At 66.0% G+C, this 18852-nt stretch carries 15 protein-coding genes; 5 read left to right on the forward strand and 10 right to left on the reverse strand.

Annotated features, from left to right (window positions below):
- Nucleotides 1-45: 45 nt before the first annotated feature.
- Nucleotides 46-1329: an alpha/beta fold hydrolase gene (locus DC347_RS05180; RefSeq protein WP_109044636.1), complete on the forward strand. Its 1284-nt coding sequence runs from the start codon at nt 46-48 to the stop codon at nt 1327-1329.
- Here DC347_RS05180 and DC347_RS05185 read toward each other — a convergent pair.
- Together DC347_RS05185 and DC347_RS05190 are read right to left on the reverse strand one after the other, a co-directional pair.
- On the reverse strand, nt 1315-2658 hold the full coding sequence (locus tag DC347_RS05185) for an MFS transporter (protein ID WP_109044637.1): 1344 nt from the start codon (nt 2656-2658) through the stop codon (nt 1315-1317). The two genes, DC347_RS05180 and DC347_RS05185, sit on opposite strands and share 15 nt — an antisense overlap.
- Before the next feature lie 97 nt (nt 2659-2755).
- The gene (locus DC347_RS05190) at nt 2756-3784 is read right to left on the reverse strand and encodes a TerC family protein (protein WP_109044638.1); all 1029 of its coding nucleotides are present in this window, start codon (nt 3782-3784) and stop codon (nt 2756-2758) included.
- Nucleotides 3785-4078: 294 nt separating this feature from the next.
- Here DC347_RS05190 and DC347_RS05195 point away from each other — a divergent pair, with 294 nt between their 5' ends.
- Nucleotides 4079-5398, forward strand: a complete 1320-nt coding sequence (locus DC347_RS05195) for an ABC transporter substrate-binding protein (RefSeq protein ID WP_240617693.1) — start codon at nt 4079-4081, stop codon at nt 5396-5398.
- A 107-nt stretch (nt 5399-5505) separates the two neighbouring features.
- On the opposite strand, the gene uvrB is transcribed toward DC347_RS05195, so the two are convergent.
- On the reverse strand, nt 5506-7605 hold the full coding sequence (gene uvrB, locus DC347_RS05200) for an excinuclease ABC subunit UvrB (RefSeq protein ID WP_109044640.1): 2100 nt from the start codon (nt 7603-7605) through the stop codon (nt 5506-5508).
- 80 nt (nt 7606-7685) lie between these two features.
- A complete protein-coding gene (gene coaE, locus DC347_RS05205; RefSeq protein ID WP_109044641.1) occupies nt 7686-8900 on the reverse strand; it encodes a dephospho-CoA kinase in 1215 nt (404 codons plus the stop codon).
- A gap of 104 nt (nt 8901-9004) precedes the next feature.
- Here coaE and DC347_RS05210 point away from each other — a divergent pair, with 104 nt between their 5' ends.
- A complete protein-coding gene (locus DC347_RS05210) occupies nt 9005-9694 on the forward strand; it encodes a YigZ family protein (protein ID WP_026264436.1) in 690 nt (229 codons plus the stop codon).
- Nucleotides 9678-10178 carry a GNAT family N-acetyltransferase gene (locus DC347_RS05215; protein ID WP_018761236.1) on the forward strand — a complete coding sequence of 167 codons (501 nt, stop codon included), beginning with the start codon at nt 9678-9680 and terminating at the stop codon, nt 10176-10178. The genes DC347_RS05210 and DC347_RS05215 overlap by 17 nt, the downstream gene beginning before the upstream one ends.
- Nucleotides 10179-10298: 120 nt before the next feature.
- On the opposite strand, the gene rpsA is transcribed toward DC347_RS05215, so the two are convergent.
- From rpsA to polA, 3 genes are all read right to left on the reverse strand, one after another.
- Nucleotides 10299-11774 carry a 30S ribosomal protein S1 gene (rpsA, locus tag DC347_RS05220; protein WP_018761235.1) on the reverse strand — a complete coding sequence of 492 codons (1476 nt, stop codon included), beginning with the start codon at nt 11772-11774 and terminating at the stop codon, nt 10299-10301.
- Nucleotides 11775-12006: 232 nt separating this feature from the next.
- On the reverse strand, nt 12007-13305 hold the full coding sequence (locus DC347_RS05225) for a GNAT family N-acetyltransferase (RefSeq protein ID WP_109044642.1): 1299 nt from the start codon (nt 13303-13305) through the stop codon (nt 12007-12009).
- Nucleotides 13306-13381: 76 nt separating this feature from the next.
- Complete coding sequence (polA, locus tag DC347_RS05230; protein ID WP_109044643.1) at nt 13382-16222, reverse strand: DNA polymerase I; 2841 nt, start codon at nt 16220-16222, stop codon at nt 13382-13384.
- A 19-nt stretch (nt 16223-16241) separates the two neighbouring features.
- On the opposite strand from polA, the gene DC347_RS05235 reads away from it, so the two are divergent.
- The gene (locus DC347_RS05235; RefSeq protein WP_018761232.1) at nt 16242-16706 is read left to right on the forward strand and encodes a hotdog fold thioesterase; all 465 of its coding nucleotides are present in this window, start codon (nt 16242-16244) and stop codon (nt 16704-16706) included.
- A 1-nt stretch (nt 16707) separates the two neighbouring features.
- Here DC347_RS05235 and DC347_RS05240 read toward each other — a convergent pair whose 3' ends face one another.
- From DC347_RS05240 to DC347_RS05250, 3 genes are all read right to left on the reverse strand, one after another.
- Nucleotides 16708-17274, reverse strand: a complete 567-nt coding sequence (locus tag DC347_RS05240) for a dihydrofolate reductase family protein (RefSeq protein WP_018761231.1) — start codon at nt 17272-17274, stop codon at nt 16708-16710.
- Between the two features lie 61 nt (nt 17275-17335).
- Nucleotides 17336-17557 (reverse strand): hypothetical protein, encoded by a 222-nt coding sequence (locus DC347_RS05245; protein ID WP_018761230.1) that lies wholly within the window; start codon nt 17555-17557, stop codon nt 17336-17338.
- Nucleotides 17554-18819 carry an inorganic phosphate transporter gene (locus DC347_RS05250; protein ID WP_018761229.1) on the reverse strand — a complete coding sequence of 422 codons (1266 nt, stop codon included), beginning with the start codon at nt 18817-18819 and terminating at the stop codon, nt 17554-17556. Before DC347_RS05250 ends, DC347_RS05245 begins: the two co-directional genes overlap by 4 nt.
- Nucleotides 18820-18852 lie beyond the last annotated feature (33 nt).

Below are 18852 nucleotides of genomic sequence, written 5' to 3' on the forward strand. Positions count from 1 at the left end.
CTTGCCGCCAGGCATCGCGTTGGCGCCAGCCACGCCTTCCGGGGTATGCGGACCGTCGAACACTGGTTCACCGTCCCCCTGGACCACTTCGCTCCAGATGATCCTTCCGCCCCGGCGGCTGAGACCATCACCGTTTTCGCCCGCGAATACGTCTCCGCCGCGCACAGCGAGGAGGCGGCGGCCGCGCTGCCCTGGCTCCTCTTCCTTCAGGGCGGTCCTGGCGGCCGCGGCAACAGGTGGGCTTCCCTGGGCGGCTGGGGGAAGGCTGCGGCGGCAGAGTTCCGCATCCTGATGCTGGACCAGCGGGGTACGGGCCTGTCCACCCCCATCGACAGGCATACGCTGCCGGCGCGGGGGGATGCGGCCGCACAGGCTGCCTACCTGGAGCACTTCCGGGCCGATTCGATCGTGGCGGACGCGGAACTGATCCGTGCCGCCCTCGAATCAGCGCCCTGGACCATCTACGGCCAAAGCTACGGCGGCTTTTGCGCCCTGACCTATCTCTCCTTCGCGCCGGAAGGACTCCGCGAAGCACTCATCACCGGTGGCCTGGCGCCGCTCGCCGGCAGCGCCGACGAGGTCTACCGTGCCACGTTCCAGCGCGTCGCCGCCCGGAACGGGGAATACTTCGGCTGGTACCCCGAGGACCGGGAGACGGTGGAACGGATCGCCCGGCACCTGCGGTCCACGACCGAGATCATGCCCGACGGCGCGCCCCTCACCGTGGAGCGGTTCCAGATGGCCGGGTCATTCCTGGGCGGCAACACGCGGGTGGACAGCCTCCACTATCTCCTGGAAGATGCCTTCGTCGCCGCTCCCGGTGGACCCCGCCTGTCCGATGCCTTCCTGGAACAGCTCCAGGCCGTCGTCTCCCGCCGCTCCAACCCGCTGTATGCGCTCATGCACGAATCCATCTATGGCCAGGGGCAGGCGACCAACTGGTCCGCGTGGCGGATGCTGGGTGAAAACCCCTGGTTCAGGCCCGACGCCGAGCCGCTGCTCCTGACCGGCGAGATGGTGTACCCGTGGTACTTCGAGCAGGATCCCGCCTTGCAGCCGCTCCGGGACGTGGCCGAACTGCTGGCAGCCAAGCGGGACTGGAAGCCGCTGTACGATTCGCGGGCGCTGGCTGCCAATACCGTTCCCGTGGCAGCGGCCGTCTACACCGACGACATCTACGTTGACCGGGACCTCTCCCTTCAGACGGCGGCAGCGGTCCGCGGACTGCAGGTGTGGGAGACCGCCGATTTCCATCACGATGGAATCGCCGACGACGGCGAGCGGATCTTTGCCCGCCTGCTGGGGATGGCGCGTTCAGGCGGCCGCTGACCGGCGGCGTGAGGCGCGGGCGAGAATGGCCGCCGCCAGCACCGCGGCACCGATGGCGGCACCGATGAGGTTCAGGCCGAGGTAGCCGGCGGCGCCCAGGACGAGCCCCGACACCGCACCGCCTGCCGCTCCGGCAGCGCCCATCAGCATGTCCGAGACGCCCTGCACCGCGACCCGGGCGTCGCGTCCCACGCTTTCGGCCAGCAGCGTGGACCCGGAGATGGTCGCAGCCGACCAGCCAACGCCCAACAGGACAAGGCCTGCCGCAACAGCGCGGGTGGAAGACTGTCCAAGGCCTGCGACCACCACCGCCGCGACCAACACTGCGAAACCGATCACGATGGTCTCGATCCGGCCGGCCCTGTCCGTCAGCCAGCCCATGACCGGCGACAGGGCGAACATCCCGGCGATGTGCAGCGAGATGGTGAAGCCAATGATCACCAGCACGTCCCCCTCGGCGACGTGCCCTGGGTGGAACGCAGGCCCTTCCACCAGGTGCTGCAGATGCAGCGGCGTCATGGACATCACGCCCACCATCACTGCGTGGGCGGCGACGACGGCTGTCACCGCCAGGACCGCCGTCCGGGAGTCCCTGATGGCATGGAGCCCGCGGATGAGTGAACCGCCGGCACGCCCGGCCGCCACACCGTCCGGGCGTGCCGGGTCATGGTCTTGGGCGGTGTTGGCTCCCGCAGCCGCGAGCTGGCGTGCCAGCAACAGCGGGTCGGGGCGAAGCCCGGCGAACATCAGGCCGGAGGCAATCAGCAATCCCGCCGCGGCGATGACGAATGGTCCGGCCACCGGCGGCAGGCCCAGTGCCGTGCCCACCACCGTGCCGGGCTGGATGAGGTTTGGCCCCGTCACGGCGCCGACGGTCACGGCCCAGACCACCGTCGACAGCGCCCTCCCCCGGTGTTCGGGGGCTGCAAGGTCCACGGCGGCGAACCGTGCCTGCAGGGTGGCCGCAGTGCCGACGCCGATGCCTGCGGCACCCAGGACCAGGAGGATAAAGAGCCCGGACACGACGGCCAGGACCATAAGAAGCGCACCTGCCAAGGCCGCTGAAAGACCCGCCACCTGGCCCGCCCTGCGCCCTCGGTGGTCGGCCAACGACGCCAGCGGAAGTGCGGCTGCCGCGGCCCCCAGCGTCATGACCGTTGCCACGGCCCCCGCCCACGCGCTGGAACCGGACAATTCCACGGCCAGGATGGAACCGATCGACACGGTTGCCCCGGTGCCGATGCCGCCGAAGACCTGGGCTGTCCCCAGGAGCACAACGGTGCGCCGCTGCACCTGGCGCACGCGCTGGTCCGCTGCTGTGCTGGCCATGATCCGAGCATAGTCCTGCGCTGCCGCCTGATGCAGGGGCTTAAACAGGTAATCCCGGCGGGGCCGGGATTACCTGTTGCAGAGGTGCAGCGGACGCCTAGTCGACGTCGCTGTGGCTCTTCCGGGCGTCTTCCTCGAGCCGCGGATCGATCGCCGCCGCCTTGGCCTTGGAGCTCAGCAGGCTGGCCACCACGGCAACGATGATGGTGCCCACGATGACTGCCAACGACACGAAGGTCGGAATCTCGGGTGCCCACTCGATGTGGCGTCCGCCGTTGATGAAGGGCAGTTCGTTGACGTGCATGGCGTGCAGGACGAGCTTGACGCCGATGAACGCCAGGATGAAGGAGAGTGCGTGCTTGAGGTAGATCAGCCGGTTCATCAGGCCGCCGAGGAGGAAGTACAGCTGACGCAACCCCATCAGGGCGAACAGGTTGGCGGTGAAGACGATGAAGGGGCTTTGGGTGAGGCCGAAGATCGCCGGAATGGAGTCCACGGCGAACAGGAGGTCCGTGAGGCCGATGGTGATGAAGACGATCACCATGGGGGTGAACACCTTCTTGCCGTTCACCGTGGTCCGCAGCTTGCCGCCGTCGAACTTCTCCGACATGGGGATGACTTTGCGGATCCTGGCGATCAGGGGGTTCTCGCGGTCTTCTTCCTCTTCGCCTTCGTCCTGGGCCTGCTTCCAGGCCGTCCACAGCAGGAATGCGCCGAAGATGTAGAACACCCAGCTGAACTGTTCAATGACAATGGCGCCGAGCAGGATGAAGATGCCGCGCAGGATGAGCGCGATGATGATCCCCACCATCAGCACTTCCTGCTGGTATTTCCGCGGTACGGAGAACCTGGCCATGATGATGATGAAGACGAACAGGTTGTCGATGCTGAGGCTGTATTCCGTGACCCAGCCCGCGACGAACTGGCTGCCGAACTCGGGGCCGGTAAAGGCGAACATCGCTCCGGCGAAGGCCATGGCCAGTGCGACATAGAAGGCAACCCACAGGCCGGCTTCCTTCATGGAGGGTTCATGGGGCCTGCGGACCACCAGGAGGAGGTCGGTCAGGAGGATCAGGCCAAGGATGACAAATGAGCCAACCTCGAACCATACGGGCAAGTCGAGCACAGGGACAGCCTTTCGCAGGGTACACAAAATGGTGTAAGTCTCTCCGGCCTGCCAGTGCACTTGGTGCTGAAGCGGCGGCCCGCTACGCCCGGCGGGGCAACCATGCCCTGCGTGTTGACGATCGTAGCGCTTTGGGATACTCCCCTACGTGCCTTCAACTCTACCCCAGCAACGCCGTTGGATAACGGTTTCCCGGAACCATTGACCCCCGGCAGACGCTGCTGTCATAATCACATCCAGCGAGAAAGCGGTTTCTCGCCCCATCTGTTAGACCCCTCCAGAAAGTCACGGTCAATGAAGACTTCGCTTCGCACCAGCACGATGGTCAAGTCGCTCGCAGCTGCGGCCACCCTCGCCTTGCTTGCCACCGGCTGTTCTCCCTCCTCGGCCGGCGACAGCGGCGGGAACGTCACGGTCCGCTTCACGTGGTGGGGCAACGACCTCCGCAACAAAGAAACCCAACAGGTGATCGACGCGTTCCAGGCCTCCCACCCCAACATCAAGATCCAGGCCGAGCCCGGAGTGTGGAGCAGCTACTGGGACAAACTGGCCACAACCACCGCCGCCAATGATTCCCCCGACGTGATCCAGATGGACCAGGCCTATATCGCTGAGTATGGCGGCCGGGGCGCCCTCCTGGACCTGTCCAAGCAAAGCAATATCGACACCTCCAAGATCGACCAGGACGCCCTTGACTCGGGCCAGGTCAGCGGTAAGCAGTTTGGCCTCAGCACCGGGCAGAACGCCAAGGCCGTCATGATCAACGCCAAGATGTTCCAGGACTACGGTGTGCCCATCCCGGACGACAAGACCTGGACGTGGGCTGACTACACCAAGACCGCCGCCCAGATCGCAAAGGCCGCTGCCAAGGCGGGCCAAACTAACTACGGCAGCTCCTACTCGCTGACGGACTCCGACCTGAACACGTGGGCGATGCAGCACGGCGAATCGCTCTACTCGGCGGACGGCGGCCTCGGCTTCAAGGAAAGCACCGCCACGTCCTTCTTCCAGAACCTCGTGGACCTGCGCAACGCCGGAGCTGCCCCGCCGGCCAACATTGCCACCGAGGACATCAGCGCCCCGGTGGAACAGACCCTCTTCGCCACCGGCAAGACTGCGATGTCGTGGTGGTGGACCAACCAGGTCAATGCGCTTCAGTCGGCGCTGAAGACCGACGTCAAGATCCTGCGCGCGCCCAGTTCCACAGGCAGCGCGAAGGACAACGGAATGTCCTACAAACCATCCATGTTCTGGTCCGTGTCTTCGCGCAGCAAGCATCCCAAGGAAGCTGCTGAGGTGGTCAACTACATGCTCAACAACCTGGACTCAGCCAAGACCATCCTGACCGAGCGCGGCTTCCCCACGAACTCAGAAGTCCAGGCGGCAATCGACCCACTGCTGACCCCGGCGGACAAGTCCGCGGCGGCATTCCTGAAGGACATCAAGCCTGACCTGCAGAGCGGCCCGCCGGTGCCCCCAACCGGCTCCTCCGGGGTTCAGGCGCTGATCCAGCGGTACTGCACGGACGTCTTGTTCGACCGGAAGTCCCCCGCTGACGCAGCCAAGGGCCTGATGGACGAAGCAAAGGGAATGATCGACTCGGCCAGGAAGTGAAACCCCGGCACCACATGAGTTAACGACGGCGGGCACCTCCCCACGGAGGTGCCCGCCGTTCCATGGGCAGCCCATCCCGTCCTCCGGGCAGGCCTGGAACGAGCCGCCTAGGCGTGGCCGGCGGCCTGCATCTGGCGCAGTTCTTTCTTCAGTTCGCTGACCTCGTCGCGGATCCGCGCCGCCACTTCGAACTGCAGTTCGGCGGCGGCTCCGTGCATCTGTTCGGTAAGCTGCTCGATCAGTCCCACCAGGTCCTCGGCCGGAGCTGCCGCCAAACCATCCGCACGGACCTGGGCCGCACCCTTGGCTCCGGACTTGGCCCGCTTGGCGCCCTTGGCGAGCCGGTTGTTCTTGAGCAGTTCCTCGGTGTCGGCATCTTCCTTGGCCAACTGGTCCGTGATGTCGGCGATCTTCTTGCGCAACGGCTGGGGATCGACGCCATGGTCTTTGTTGTAGGCGACCTGGATGGCGCGGCGGCGGTTGGTTTCGTCGATGGCGAGGGCCATGGAGTCGGTGATCCGGTCCGCGTACATGTGCACCTGGCCCGAGACGTTGCGGGCTGCACGGCCGATGGTCTGGATCAGCGACGTGGACGAACGCAGGAACCCTTCCTTGTCCGCATCCAGGATGCTGACCAGGGACACCTCTGGCAGGTCAAGGCCCTCACGGAGGAGGTTGATGCCCACCAGGACATCGAAGGAGCCCATCCGCAGCTCGCGCAGGAGTTCCACTCGGCGCAGGGTATCGACATCCGAGTGCAGGTACTCCACTTTCACGCCGTGACCCAGCAGGTAGTCTGTGAGGTCCTCCGCCATACGTTTGGTCAGCGTGGTCACCAGGACGCGTTCGTCCTTCTCTACCCGGGTCTTGATCTCACCGAGGAGGTCATCGATCTGTCCCTTGGTGGGCTTGACCACCACTTCGGGATCCACCAGCCCGGTGGGACGGATGATCTGCTGGACGAATCCGTCCGCCTTGCCAAGTTCGTACTTGCCCGGGGTGGCCGAAAGGTAGACGGTCTGGCCCACCCGCTGGAGGAACTCGTCCCATTTCAGCGGCCGGTTGTCCATGGCGGACGGAAGGCGGAAGCCAAAGTCCACGAGGTTCCGCTTACGGGACATGTCGCCCTCGTACATGGCGCCGATCTGCGGAATGGTTACATGGGACTCGTCCACCACCAGCAGGAAGTCGTCCGGGAAGTAGTCCAGGAGGCAGTGCGGGGCGGTCCCCGGTTCCCGGCCGTCGATATGGGCGGAGTAGTTTTCGATGCCGTTGCAGAAGCCCATCTGCTGCATCATTTCGAGGTCGTACGTGGTCCGCATCCGCAGCCGCTGGGCTTCGACGAGCTTGTTTTGGCTTTCCAGCGCCTTCAGCCGGTCCGCGAGTTCATCCTCGATCCGCTTGATGGCCCGCGCCATCCGCTCCGGTCCAGCCACATAGTGCGATGCCGGGAAGACGTACATCTCTTCCTCGTCGCGGATGACCTCACCGGTCAGCGGGTGGAGGGTGTGGATGTTCTCGATTTCGTCGCCGAAGAACTCGATCCGGATGGCCAGTTCCTCATACATCGGAATGATTTCCACGGTGTCCCCGCGGACCCGGAAGGTGCCGCGGTGGAAGTCGACGTCGTTGCGCGCGTACTGCATGGAAACAAACTTGCGCAGGAGGTCGTCCCGGTTCATTTCTGCACCCTTGCGCAGGGTGACCATGCCGGAGATGTATTCCTCCGGGGTTCCCAGGCCGTAGATGCAGGACACGGTGGCCACCACGATCACGTCCCGGCGGGTCAGCAGCGCGTTGGTGGCGGAGTGCCGGAGCCGTTCCACTTCCTCGTTAATGGAGGAATCCTTCTCGATGAAGGTGTCCGTCTGCGCCACATAGGCTTCGGGCTGGTAGTAGTCGTAGTAGGAGACGAAGTACTCCACGGCGTTGTTGGGCAGCAGTTCGCGGAATTCGTTGGCGAGCTGGGCGGCAAGGGTCTTGTTCTGGACCATCACCAGGGTTGGCCGCTGGACCTGCTCAATGAGCCACGCGGTGGTGGCGCTTTTGCCGGTACCGGTGGCGCCGAGGAGCACCACGTCCTTCTCCCCGTTGTTGATGCGTTCGGTCAGCTCCGCGATGGCGGCCGGCTGGTCACCCGCGGGCTTGAATTCGCTGATGACTTCAAAGGGCGCTACAACACGGTTGATCTCCTGCGCAAGGCTCATGGATCTAATTTACAGCCGGGCACCGACAGTGAAGCGTCCAATCCGTTACGGGCGAACAAGCGCCGGGACGGGGCGGCCGTTCACGACGCGTACGACGGCGGCGCCCACCCGGCTGTCCGGGCCCATGCGGACATCGCCGGCCAGGCAACGTCGGTGAACCACGGTTCCTTCGCCTCAGCGTAGGATCCGGTTCCGGCGGAGTCGGAAAAGCGGCGGGCGAGGTCCGCCTTGTGCGCCTGGTAGAGCGCAAGCGCGGAAGGATCGTTCCGCAGCCAGTCCCGGAACATCAGCGCATATCGCCATCCGGCCGAGCCGGCCGGCCGCACATGCACGTTCACCGCCCGGCCTGGATCCGCGTTGGCGTGGAATCGCTTGAGCCATGACGCGGGATCCGGCGCACCGGGTTTCGGCGTGTCCGATTCGATCCCCCGCACCGCCGGGTATCCGGCAGCGGCCAGGAGCGGCGCGATCGCAGCTGCGGCCGCCATGTCAGGCACGGCCACCTGGAGGTCGATGACGTCCTTGGCAGCCAGGCCGGGGACGGCGGTGGAGCCTATGTGGTCCACCGCCAGGATGGCGTCAGGGGCGGCCGCCCTCAGCCGCGCCGCGATCAGCGTGGCCTGCCGGGACCAGTCCCGGCTGTGCGGGGCAAGGACCGGCCCGCCGGTACGCGGGGCCCGGGTCCCGGCGGCGAGGTTGCGGGCGTAAGGCTGCAACCGCTGTTCCCAGAGCCGGTCCACCTGGTCCAGGAGCTGCTCCACGGTGCCGGAGTTGTCCAGGACGACGTCGGCGGCTGCCAGGCGTTGCTCGCGGGTGGCCTGGGCGGCCATCCGTGAACGCGCCGCTTCCGGGGTCATCCCCCGCAGCGCCTGCATGCGCTGCAGCCGGACGTCATCGGGAGCGTCCACCACCACGACAAGGTGGAAGCTGCTCCCCTGCCCGGTCTCGACCAGCAGGGGAATGTCCTGGACCACGACGGCGTCATCCGGTGCCGCTGCCGTCAGCTCGGCCGCGCGGGCCCGCACCAGGGGGTGGACGATGGCGTTCAGGGCCGCCAGGCGCTCCGGCTGGCCGAACACCGCTTCGCCGAGGCGCGCGCGGTCAAGCCGTCCGTCGCCGTCGAGCATGTCCGCGCCGAACCCGGCAGCGATCTGTTCCAGGCCTTGGGTCCCGGGCTCCACCACTTCCCGGGCCAGTGCATCCGCATCCACCAGGATCGCGCCGTGCTCCTTCAGCCGGGCCGCCACCACCGATTTTCCTGAGGCGATTCCGCCCGTCAAGCCGATTTTCAACACCCTCCCACCCTACTGAACCGCGTGTGAAGCCGGCGTCCGTGGCGTCACGGAATGTCCACCGAACCCCGAAAGCGCCGGTTCCCGCCGCCGCTAGACTGGGCCGGGTGCAAGCGCAAGACAGCAGGACCACTACTTACACCACGTTGGCGGCCGGCCATGACGTCCGGCACGAGCTGGAGATCAAGCGGTCCAGGTTCATCACCGTCCTCCGCAGGGCCGGAACGGAGGAGGACGCCCGGGAACTGGCTGCCGGGCTTCGCCGCGAGTTCCACGATGCCCGGCACCACTGCTCCGCGTTCGTCATCGGCCCGGACCGCAGCATCCAGCGCTCCAGCGACGACGGCGAGCCCGCGGGCACCGCAGGGATCCCCATGCTCGAAGCGCTGGTGAAAAGGGAAACGGCACCCGGGGTGGCCGACCTCAGCGACGTCAGTGCCGTCGTCGTGCGCTATTTCGGCGGAGTGCTGCTGGGCGCGGGCGGCCTGGTCCGCGCCTACTCGGAATCTGTCTCCGCGGCACTGGAACAGGCACCCCTGATCCGGCGCAGCAGGCTGCGGATCTGCTGGACGGCGGTGCCGCACGCCGGGGCCGGCCGGCTGGAGAACGACCTGCGCGCCGCCGGCCTGGTAATGGCGGAAACGTCCTACCAGGACCGCCTCACGGTCCTGCGCATCGCCGTACCCGACCATGCCGATGCCATTGCGGCAGCAACTGAACGGATCCAGCAGCTCACCGCAGGCTCCGCTGCGCTGACTCCCGAAGGAACGGAGTGGGTTGATGAACGCCTTGCCTGAGGTCACCATCGTGGATGTGGACCGGGCTGTCGCGGACCAGCTGCTCGAACTGGCCAAACGTGATGCCTCCCCTGACGAAGTGGCTCCCCCGCTCGGCGGCCCCGGCTGGAACCTTGAGCGCACCGCCTGGTTCTTCAGCTACCACCACGCGGCAGCCGCCGGCCTTGACGGCCCCGCGGCGGAGAAATCCTGGGCCGTGTTCAGTGGCGGTGACATAGCCGGTTCCGTCCGGCTCAAACGGGAAGCCCACACCGATGTGCTTTCGGCCGAAACCGGCATCTGGCTGGGACGGAGCTTTCGCTCCCGCGGGGTCGCCCGCGCCGCCCTGGGGCTGGTCCTTGAGGAGGCCCGCATGGCGGGCCTGCACCGCGTCACTGCCCGCACTTTGGCCGGTAACCTCAAAGCCCAGCGGCTCCTCGAGGCGGCCGGCGCCGTTCTGACGCCCGACGACGATGGAACGGTCCACGCCGTCGTCCACCTGTGAGGGCGGGAGGCGCTGTCGCCGCAGCAGCGCCCGGGACCCGCAGCAACGAGAACAGGCCCCCTGCCAGAGGCAGGGGGCCTGTTCGCGTTGGTGCCGGGATGAACCCGGCACCGGTGGCAACTAGTTGCCGGTCAGCTTCTCGCGGAGAGCAGCAAGTGCCTCGTCCGAGGCCAGGGTGCCGGCACCGGTGTCGGTGGCAGCAGGCTCGGAGGAGTAGCTGGTAGCGCCGGAATCGCTGTCACCGGACGTTGCAGCTGCAGCGTCGTCGGCAGCGTGCTGGGCAACCTGCTTCTTGTGTGCTTCCCAGCGGGTCTGGGCGTCAGCGTACTGCTGTTCCCAGGCGGCGCGCTGGTTCTCGTAGCCCTCGAGCCATTCGTTGGACTCGGGGTCGAAGCCCTCGGGGTACTTGTAGTTGCCCTCTTCGTCGTACTCTGCGGCCATGCCGTACAGGGCGGGATCGAATTCGGTGCTGTCGGCGTCGACGCCCTCATTGGCCTGCTTGAGGGACAGCGAGATGCGGCGGCGCTCGAGGTCGATGTCGATGACCTTGACGAACAGTTCGTCGCCAACGGAGACAACCTGCTCGGCCAGCTCAACGTGGCGCACGGCGAGCTCGGAGATGTGGACCAGGCCTTCGATGCCGTCTTCGACGCGGACGAACGCACCGAACGGAACCAGCTTGGTGACCTTACCCGGGACAACCTGGCCCAGGGCGTGGGTACGGGCGAAGGTCTGCCACGGATCTTCCTGCGTAGCCTTGAGCGACAGGGAGACACGCTCGCGGTCCAGGTCCACCTCGAGAACCTCGACGGTGACTTCCTGGCCAACCTCGACAACCTCGGACGGGTGGTCGATGTGCTTCCAGGACAGCTCGGAAACGTGAACCAGGCCGTCGACGCCGCCCAGGTCCACGAAGGCACCGAAGTTGACGATGGAGGACACGACGCCGGGACGGACCTGGCCCTTTTCGAGCTTGTTGAGGAAGGTGGAGCGGACCTCGGACTGGGTCTGCTCGAGCCATGCACGGCGGGACAGCACAACGTTGTTGCGGTTCTTGTCCAGCTCGATGATCTTGGCTTCGATCTGCTGACCGATGTACGGAGCCAGGTCGCGCACGCGGCGCATTTCGACCAGGGATGCGGGCAGGAAGCCGCGCAGGCCGATGTCGAGGATAAGACCACCCTTGACGACCTCGATGACGGTACCGGTGACGACGCCGTCTTCTTCCTTGACCTTCTCGATGTCGCCCCAGGCACGCTCGTACTGAGCGCGCTTCTTGGAGAGGATCAGGCGGCCTTCTTTGTCTTCCTTGGTGAGCACCAGGGCTTCGACCTGATCGCCAACGGAGACGACGTCTCCGGGATCAACGTCGTGCTTGATGGACAGCTCGCGGGAGGGGATGACACCTTCGGTCTTGTAACCGATGTCGAGCAGGACTTCATCGCGGTCGACCTTGACGACGGTACCTTCGACGAGGTCTCCGTCGTTGAAGTACTTGATGGTGGCGTCGACTGCTGCGAGGAAGTCCTCAGCGGTACCGATGTCGTTAATTGCGACTACGGGGGTACCGGGCTTCTCGGTGGAGGTGATGGTCATGTAGTAGGGGCTCCGTTGTGGATAGTTAGTCGGTCAGGCAAACCGGCGCGCCCGCGTTATGGAACGCAGGCGCGATTCACGGTGAATCCGACGGATCCTCCGGGTCATCCTGATTTTGTGGATTACTTTCAATGCGGCCTGGGACCGCAAGGACGTGCACGTGGTACACGCCCGTTTATTCTAGTCGGTGCCGGCAACGCGGGTCAAAGCGGCCGGGACCGGGGACGGGGACTCAGAAGTGGGTCAGGCAGTGCGTCGCCCGTTCCACCGCAAACATCTGCCGGGCCTCGAGGGCGGCGCCCGGCCGTGGCTCGCCGATGGCGCCGGCAGCCTTCAGGGTCACCGGGCACACAGCACCGAGGAAGATCGAGGACAGCGCGGAGACGCCCAGTTCGAGGTCGGCGGCGGTGCCTTCGGGCAGGCGTTCAACGCCGGCCTGGCCGCCCTCCACGGTCAGCGCAAAAATCCCCGGCGTGAGGCCGAGCGGATCATCGACTTTGAGGACCAGCCGGCCATCGGCCGGGTAGTGGCGCGCAGCGAGGGCTTGTGGAACGTCGAGGATCCTGAGCCAGAGCATGTCGCGGCTGTCCGAGGCGTCGATGCAGCGCGGGTCAGCCAGGGCCCAGGCAAGGGGATCATCCACCGGCGCCTCGTTCCAGGTGACCCGCTCCACGAGGTCGATGGCGGCCAGGTACTGCCAGAGTTCGAGGTAGGCATGGTCGGTGGCGGCGACAAGGTCCACCACTTCCACCGTGTAGGGGGTGGTGTCCCAGCCAAGGAACTTGTAGGAGACATAGCCGTCAATGGTTGCGTCCGGGCCGTAGTGCAGCGCCACCTTGATGGCGGGATCTTCCTTGCCGTCGCGTCCCAGCGACCCGGAGGCCAGGTGCCGGTACCATTCCTGCCGGCCGAGGGACCCTGGCGTGTGCCGGTGGACGCGTTCGAACACGGCGGGGGCCACGTCCAACAGGGTTTTGGGGTCCGCCACTTCCACGGCGCCCGTGGCCGCGTGCCGCAGGGCAAACCGGGCCGTGGTGTCCACTTTCACGGTGCGCTCAAGGCTTGCCACGCCGTAGCCGAACCTGCCGTAGATACTGCCCTCCGAGGCCGTCAGCGCTGCCATGGCGATGCCGTCGTCCTTGGCGGCCTGGAGGTCTTCGGTCATCATGCGGCGCAGGAGGCCGCGCCGGCGGTGCGATGTACGGACGGTCACGGCCGTAACCATCTGCGTTTCCAGCATGCGGCCGAAGCCAATGTTCAGGGTTTTGCGGAAGGTCCCGAAGGTGGCAACGGGTACCTCGGCAGGCAGCGAGGAGGGGGCCACGGGACCGGTCTGGTAAACCCCGGTGAAGATCCGGCCGTCGACCTCATAGGTGGCAAGGGACCGCTCCCGGTGCTCGGGGGTGCGGGTGGAGTCGTGGAAACCGAACCCGACGGCCTTGGCCCAGGTTTCGGCCTCCGCGTACCCTTCGTTGCCTTTGGACACGGCGGGAAAGCGCCGGATTTCATAGTTTCCGCTCAGATCACCCATTTACCCGAGCCTAGCCAATGAATCCGGCGCTTGACCAGCACAAACACGCCGGCCGTCTGATGGGCCGGCAGGAAGCCTAGTGGCCGGCGTCGTACCAGCTGGGGCCGACGCCGATCTGCACTTCCAGGGGCACGCTGAGGTCGGCGGCGGCTGCCATCTGCTCGGTGACCAGCTTTTCCACGGCGGCCCGCTCCCCCGCCGCCACCTCGAGGACAAGTTCGTCATGGACTTGGAGCAGCATCCTGGACTTCAGCCCCTGGGCCTTGAGCTCGTCATGAACACCGAGCATGGCGCGCTTGATGATGTCCGCAGCGGAGCCTTGGATGGGGCTGTTCAGGGCAATGCGTTCGGCGTTTTCGCGCAGCTGGCGATCCGTGCTGGTGAGATCGGGGAGGTAGCGGCGGCGGCCTTCGATGGTGGCCGTGTAACCATCCACCCGGGCCTGGTCCACCACGCCCCGCAGGTAGTCGCGGACGGCGCCGAAGCGGTCGAAGTAGTCCTTCATCAGGGTACGGGCCTCGTCCACGGAGATCTCCAGCTGCTTGGACAGGCCGAAGGAGGTCAGCCCGTAGGCCAGCCCGTAGGACATGGCCTTGACCTTGGAGCGCATGGCGCTGGTGACCTGGTCCGTGGGCACGTGGAAGATGTTCGAGCCGACGAAGCGGTGCAGGTCCTCGCCGTCCTTGTAAGCCTGGATCAGCCCTTCGTCGCCGGACAGGTGCGCCATGATGCGCATTTCGATCTGCGAGTAGTCCGCGGACAGCAGGCATTCGTAGCCGTCGCTGACCACGAAGATGCCGCGCACGCGGCGGCCTTCCTCGCTGCGGATGGGGATGTTCTGCAGGTTGGGGTTGTTCGAGGAGATGCGGCCGGTTGCCGCGACGTTCTGGGCGTAGGTGGTGTGGATGCGGCCGTCCTCTGCCACCGATTTCTTCAGCGACTCGAGCATTTGGCGCAGCTTGGCGGCCTCGCGGTGGGCCATGAGCTGGACCAGGAACTCGTGCCCGGTTTTTTCCAGGAGGTTCTTCAGCGATGCCGCGTCCGTGGTGTAACCGGACTTGATCTTCTTGGTCTTGGGCAGCTGCAGTTCGTCGAACAGTACCGTCTGGAGTTGCTTGGGCGAGCCCAGGTTGACCTCGTGCCCGATGGCGGCAAACGCCTGTTCCTGGGCCTGGTCGATCACCCGCGCCAAATCGGCGAGCTGTTCGTCCATTTTGTCCATGTCGATCGCGATGCCGGCGAGTTCCATGTCCGCGAGGACGCGGCCCACCGGCAGCTCAAGGGTGGACAGCAGGTCTTCGGCCTTGCGCTCCTTGAGTTCATCCTCGAAGAAGCGGCTGAGGGCGAGGACGACGGCGCCGGCCTGGACCAGGGCATCGGCGGCGGCGGTGTCCTCGCCGTCGAACGACAGCTCCAATTGCCCGGCCTTGGCCGTGGCAGCGGGGATTCCCACGTTGAGGTGGTGCTGGGCCAGTTCGGCGAGCTCGTAGGTGCGCCGGTCCGGCTCGATCAGGTAGCCGGAAATGGAGGTGTCGTCCACCACGCCCTCCAGCTTGAGGCCACGGGCGGAGAGTGCCTTCAGCGCGGCTTTGAAGCCGTGTATCACCTTGGCCGCCTCCCGGTCCCGGAGCCACCCGGCCAGGACATTCTCTGTCTCCGCGTCCTGGCCGGCGAGGTCGATGTAGACGGCGGCGTCACCACGGACGATCGCCAGCGCCGCGGCGTCCTCGCCGATCCGTCCGGGCACGAGGTCGACGGCGAGGGCGGAGCGGTGGCCCGCTCCCGCAGCCAGGAAGGCGGCAAGTTCAGAGGCATCCGCGGGAGTGCTGTACTCCGGGGTGTCGATGCTGTCCCGTTCCGCTGCCGGGGTGTCGGCGTCGCCGTAGAGGGCGAAGAGGCGGCCGCGGATGGCCTTGAATTCGAGCTGGTCGAAAAGGTCCTCAAGGACGGCCTGGTCGGGCCGCGGCTGGTAGAGGTCGTCGAGCGTGACCGGCAGGTCGAGGTCGGTGTGGAGCTGGTTCAGCCTGCGGTTGCGCTTGACGGCGTCCACATTCCCGCGCAGGGCGTCACCTACCTTGCCGCCGATGGAGTCGATGTTTTCCAGCACCCCTTCGAGGCCGCCGTAAAGGTTGATCCACTTGGCTGCCGTCTTGGGCCCGACACCGGGCACGCCGGGCAGGTTATCCGCCGTCTCGCCCACCAGGGCGGCGAGGTCGGAGTAGCGGGACGGGCTCACGAAGTACTTGGCCTCGATGGCCGCGGCGTCCATCCGGGGAATGTCGCTGACGCCCTTCTTGGGATAGAGGACGAAGACGTTGTCCGTGATCAGCTGGAAGGCGTCTCGGTCGCCGGAAACGAGGAGGACCTCGAAGCCGGCCTTTTCGCCCATGGCGGCAAGGGTTGCGAGGATGTCGTCGGCCTCGTAACCGGGCATCTTGATGGTCTTAATCCCCCAGGCTTCCATCACCTGCCCGATGAGGTCGATCTGCCCGCTCATCTCGCGGGGTGTCTCGTTGCGGCCGCCCTTGTACTCGCTGTACTCGGCCTTGCGGTGCGTGGATTCGTCCGAGACGTCGAAAGCAACGGCGATGTGCGTGGGCTGCTGTTCCTTGATCAGGTTGATCAGCATGGACGTAAACCCGTGGATGGCGTTGGTGTGCTGGCCGTTGGCGGTGGAGAACTTGTCCGCCGGAAGGGCGAAGAACGCCCGGAAAGCCATGGAGTGCCCGTCAAGCACCAGGAGGCGCGGCTGGCCGGTGATGGGGACAACGGGGGCAACGGTAGCGGAAACCGACCCGCCGGCAGCAGGGGAAGCGTCACTGGCTCCCGGGTCCTGGGGGGTGGAAGCAGGCTGCGCCGAGGGCTCTTCCTCCAGGACCTGGGACGGGAAAGGGGCCGGTTTGGTTGTTTCACTCACAGGTGCCAGCCTAGTTGCCATGACAGACAATTTCACGCCGGGCCCCTTCGCCGAAGAGCTGGCAGCGGCCGGAATCCCCGACCATATGCACGGCTGGCTGGGCGCGTTTGGCGTCGGCGCACTCGTGGTCAAAATGGGGATCCATTTCCTGGAGATGAGCCCGGAACGGACAGTCGCCACCATGCCGGTGGAGGGCAACACGCAGGTCGCGGGAATCCTCCACGGCGGCGCCCACGTGGTGCTGGCGGAAACCCTCGGTTCGTTCGCCGCCGGAATGCACGCGGGTCCGGGAAGGCACGCCGTCGGCATCGAGGTCAACGCCACCCATCACCGTTCGATTGCGCAGGGGCTGGTTACGGGTACGTGCACCGCGATCCATTTGGGCCGCACGCTCACCACCCATGAGGTGGTCATGACCGACGCCCGGGGGCGGCGGCTGTCATCTGCCCGGATCACGAACATGCTCCGGGACAACGCCGGCTGAATCAGGCAGCGCCGGGCGGTGTTGTTTGCGCGGCCAGCAGGTAGCGCAATTCAACGATCCCCCTGCCGAGGGTGCGGGAGGCGGCCAGTTCGAGCGGGGCCGTCGGCCCCTTCAGCGGCAGCAGCCGCTTTCCCTCCCCCAGCACCACGGGAATCAGGGAGAGGATGATCTCATCCAGCAGCCCGGCGTCGGCAAACTGGGCGGCCAGGTTGCCGCCGCCCACCACCCAGATGTTCCGGCCCTGCGCGGATTTCCGGAAGTCAGTTATGAATTCGGCCACGTCGCCGCGGACGAAGGTGACGTCGGCCCCTTCGGCGACCGCGTACTCATGGTGCGTGAAGACGTACGTCGGAGTGCCCGCGTAGGGCCAGGTGCCGGCGTCGTGCTCCTGCAGCCAGGCGTACGTCTCCCCGCCCATGACGATGCACCCCACCCCGGCCATGAACGCGTCGTAGCTTTCCGCCCCGCCCTCGAATCCGTCGAACTGCAGGAGCCAGCCGAGGTCGTCCGTTGAGGTGGCGATGAATCCGTCCAGGGAGGCGGCTACGAAGTACTGGATGCGCGGCATGGGCCCAGCCTAGCCAACCCCGGCCGTGCTGCCCATGGTCGGGTCCAGCCGGAGGAACCCGCTACTTGGTGAAGTACGGGATGATCAGGTACAGCCCGAAGAGCACGGCCACGCCACACAGGGAGAAGCACAGGTAGGCCACCGAGCGCTTGATCCCCGGGGAGGGTTGCTGGGCGTCGGCGGCGATTGCCGTAAACCTGACGCCGAGCGAGTAGAGCGTAACCACCAGTGCGGCGGAAATGAGCGTGGTGCCTGCGACGGTCAGGAGTTCCAACCACTTCATCGCTGATTCTCCTTAGGGGTGTTGGCAGCAGCGCCATTGTCAGCTTTGGCCTGTTCCTTGGCCTGTTCCTTCGCTTTGGCCCGGGCGCGGGCCATGGCCTTTTTCTTGGCGAAGCGGACCGCTTGGCCGGCCTCCTCGACCTCGACCGCATTTTGGTGGCCCACAGAAGACTTGCGCGAGTAGAAGAACATGAACAGCACAGCGCCGCTGCCGGCCACGGCAGCAATCAGCACGCCCACCGCGCCGGTCTTGACCAGCAGGGCAGTCAGGGCACCGACAATTCCCGCTGCCGGCAAGGTGAAGAGCCAGCCGAGTGCGATCTTGCCCACCATGTTCCAGCGGACGGTGGTACCGCGGCGTCCCATTCCGGAGCCGATGACCGAGCCGGACGCCACCTGGGTGGTGGAGAGGGCGAAGCCAAGATGGGAGGAGGCGAGGATCGCGGAGGCGGTGCTGGTCTCGGCCGCGAAGCCCTGCGCGGGCTTGACCTCCGTCAGGCCGGAGCCCATGGTGCGGATAATGCGCCAGCCGCCGGCGTAGGTACCGATCGCAATGGCCAGGGCGCAAGCTGTGATCACCCAGAGTTGCGGGCCCGAACCGGGAGCCTGGCTGCCCGCGGCGATCAACACCAGGGTGATGATGCCCATGGTTTTCTGGGCATCATTGGTGCCGTGGGCGAGGGCTACCAGGCTGGAGGTGAAAATCTGGCCGGTGCGGAAACCGCCGCGCTTCTGGGTGAGCTTGCTGCCGGTCTCGGGATCGTGGCGGGCGGTGAGCGCATAAGCAAGCCGGGTGCAGACGTAGGCCGCGAGCCCGGCGATAACCGGGGCGAAGACAGCGGGAAGGATGACCTTCTGGAGCAGGCTCTCGAAGTTGACGGAACTGAACCCTGCACCGACAACGGCGGCACCAATCAGGCCGCCGAAGAGTGCGTGCGATGAGCTGGATGGCAGCCCCTTGAGCCAGGTGACCATGTTCCACAGGACGGCCCCCATCAGGCCGGCGAAGATAATCTCCGGGGTAATCTGCACGCCACCGGATCCTTCGCGGATGATTCCACCCGACACCGTCTTGGCCACTTCGGTGGACAGGAAAGCGCCCACAAGGTTCAGGACGGCCGCCAGGGCCACCGCTGTCCGCGGCTTGATGGCGCCCGTTGCGATGGGTGTGGCCATGGCGTTCGCGGTGTCGTGGAACCCGTTCGTGAAGTCGAAAAATAGTGCCAGTGCGATGACCAGCGCCACCATGAAGGTGATATCCACCTGTTGCCCAATCTGCAGAGTCGACGTTCAGCA

This window comes from Pseudarthrobacter sp. AG30, assembly GCF_003116525.1.
Taxonomy (GTDB): Bacteria; Actinomycetota; Actinomycetes; order Actinomycetales; family Micrococcaceae; genus Arthrobacter.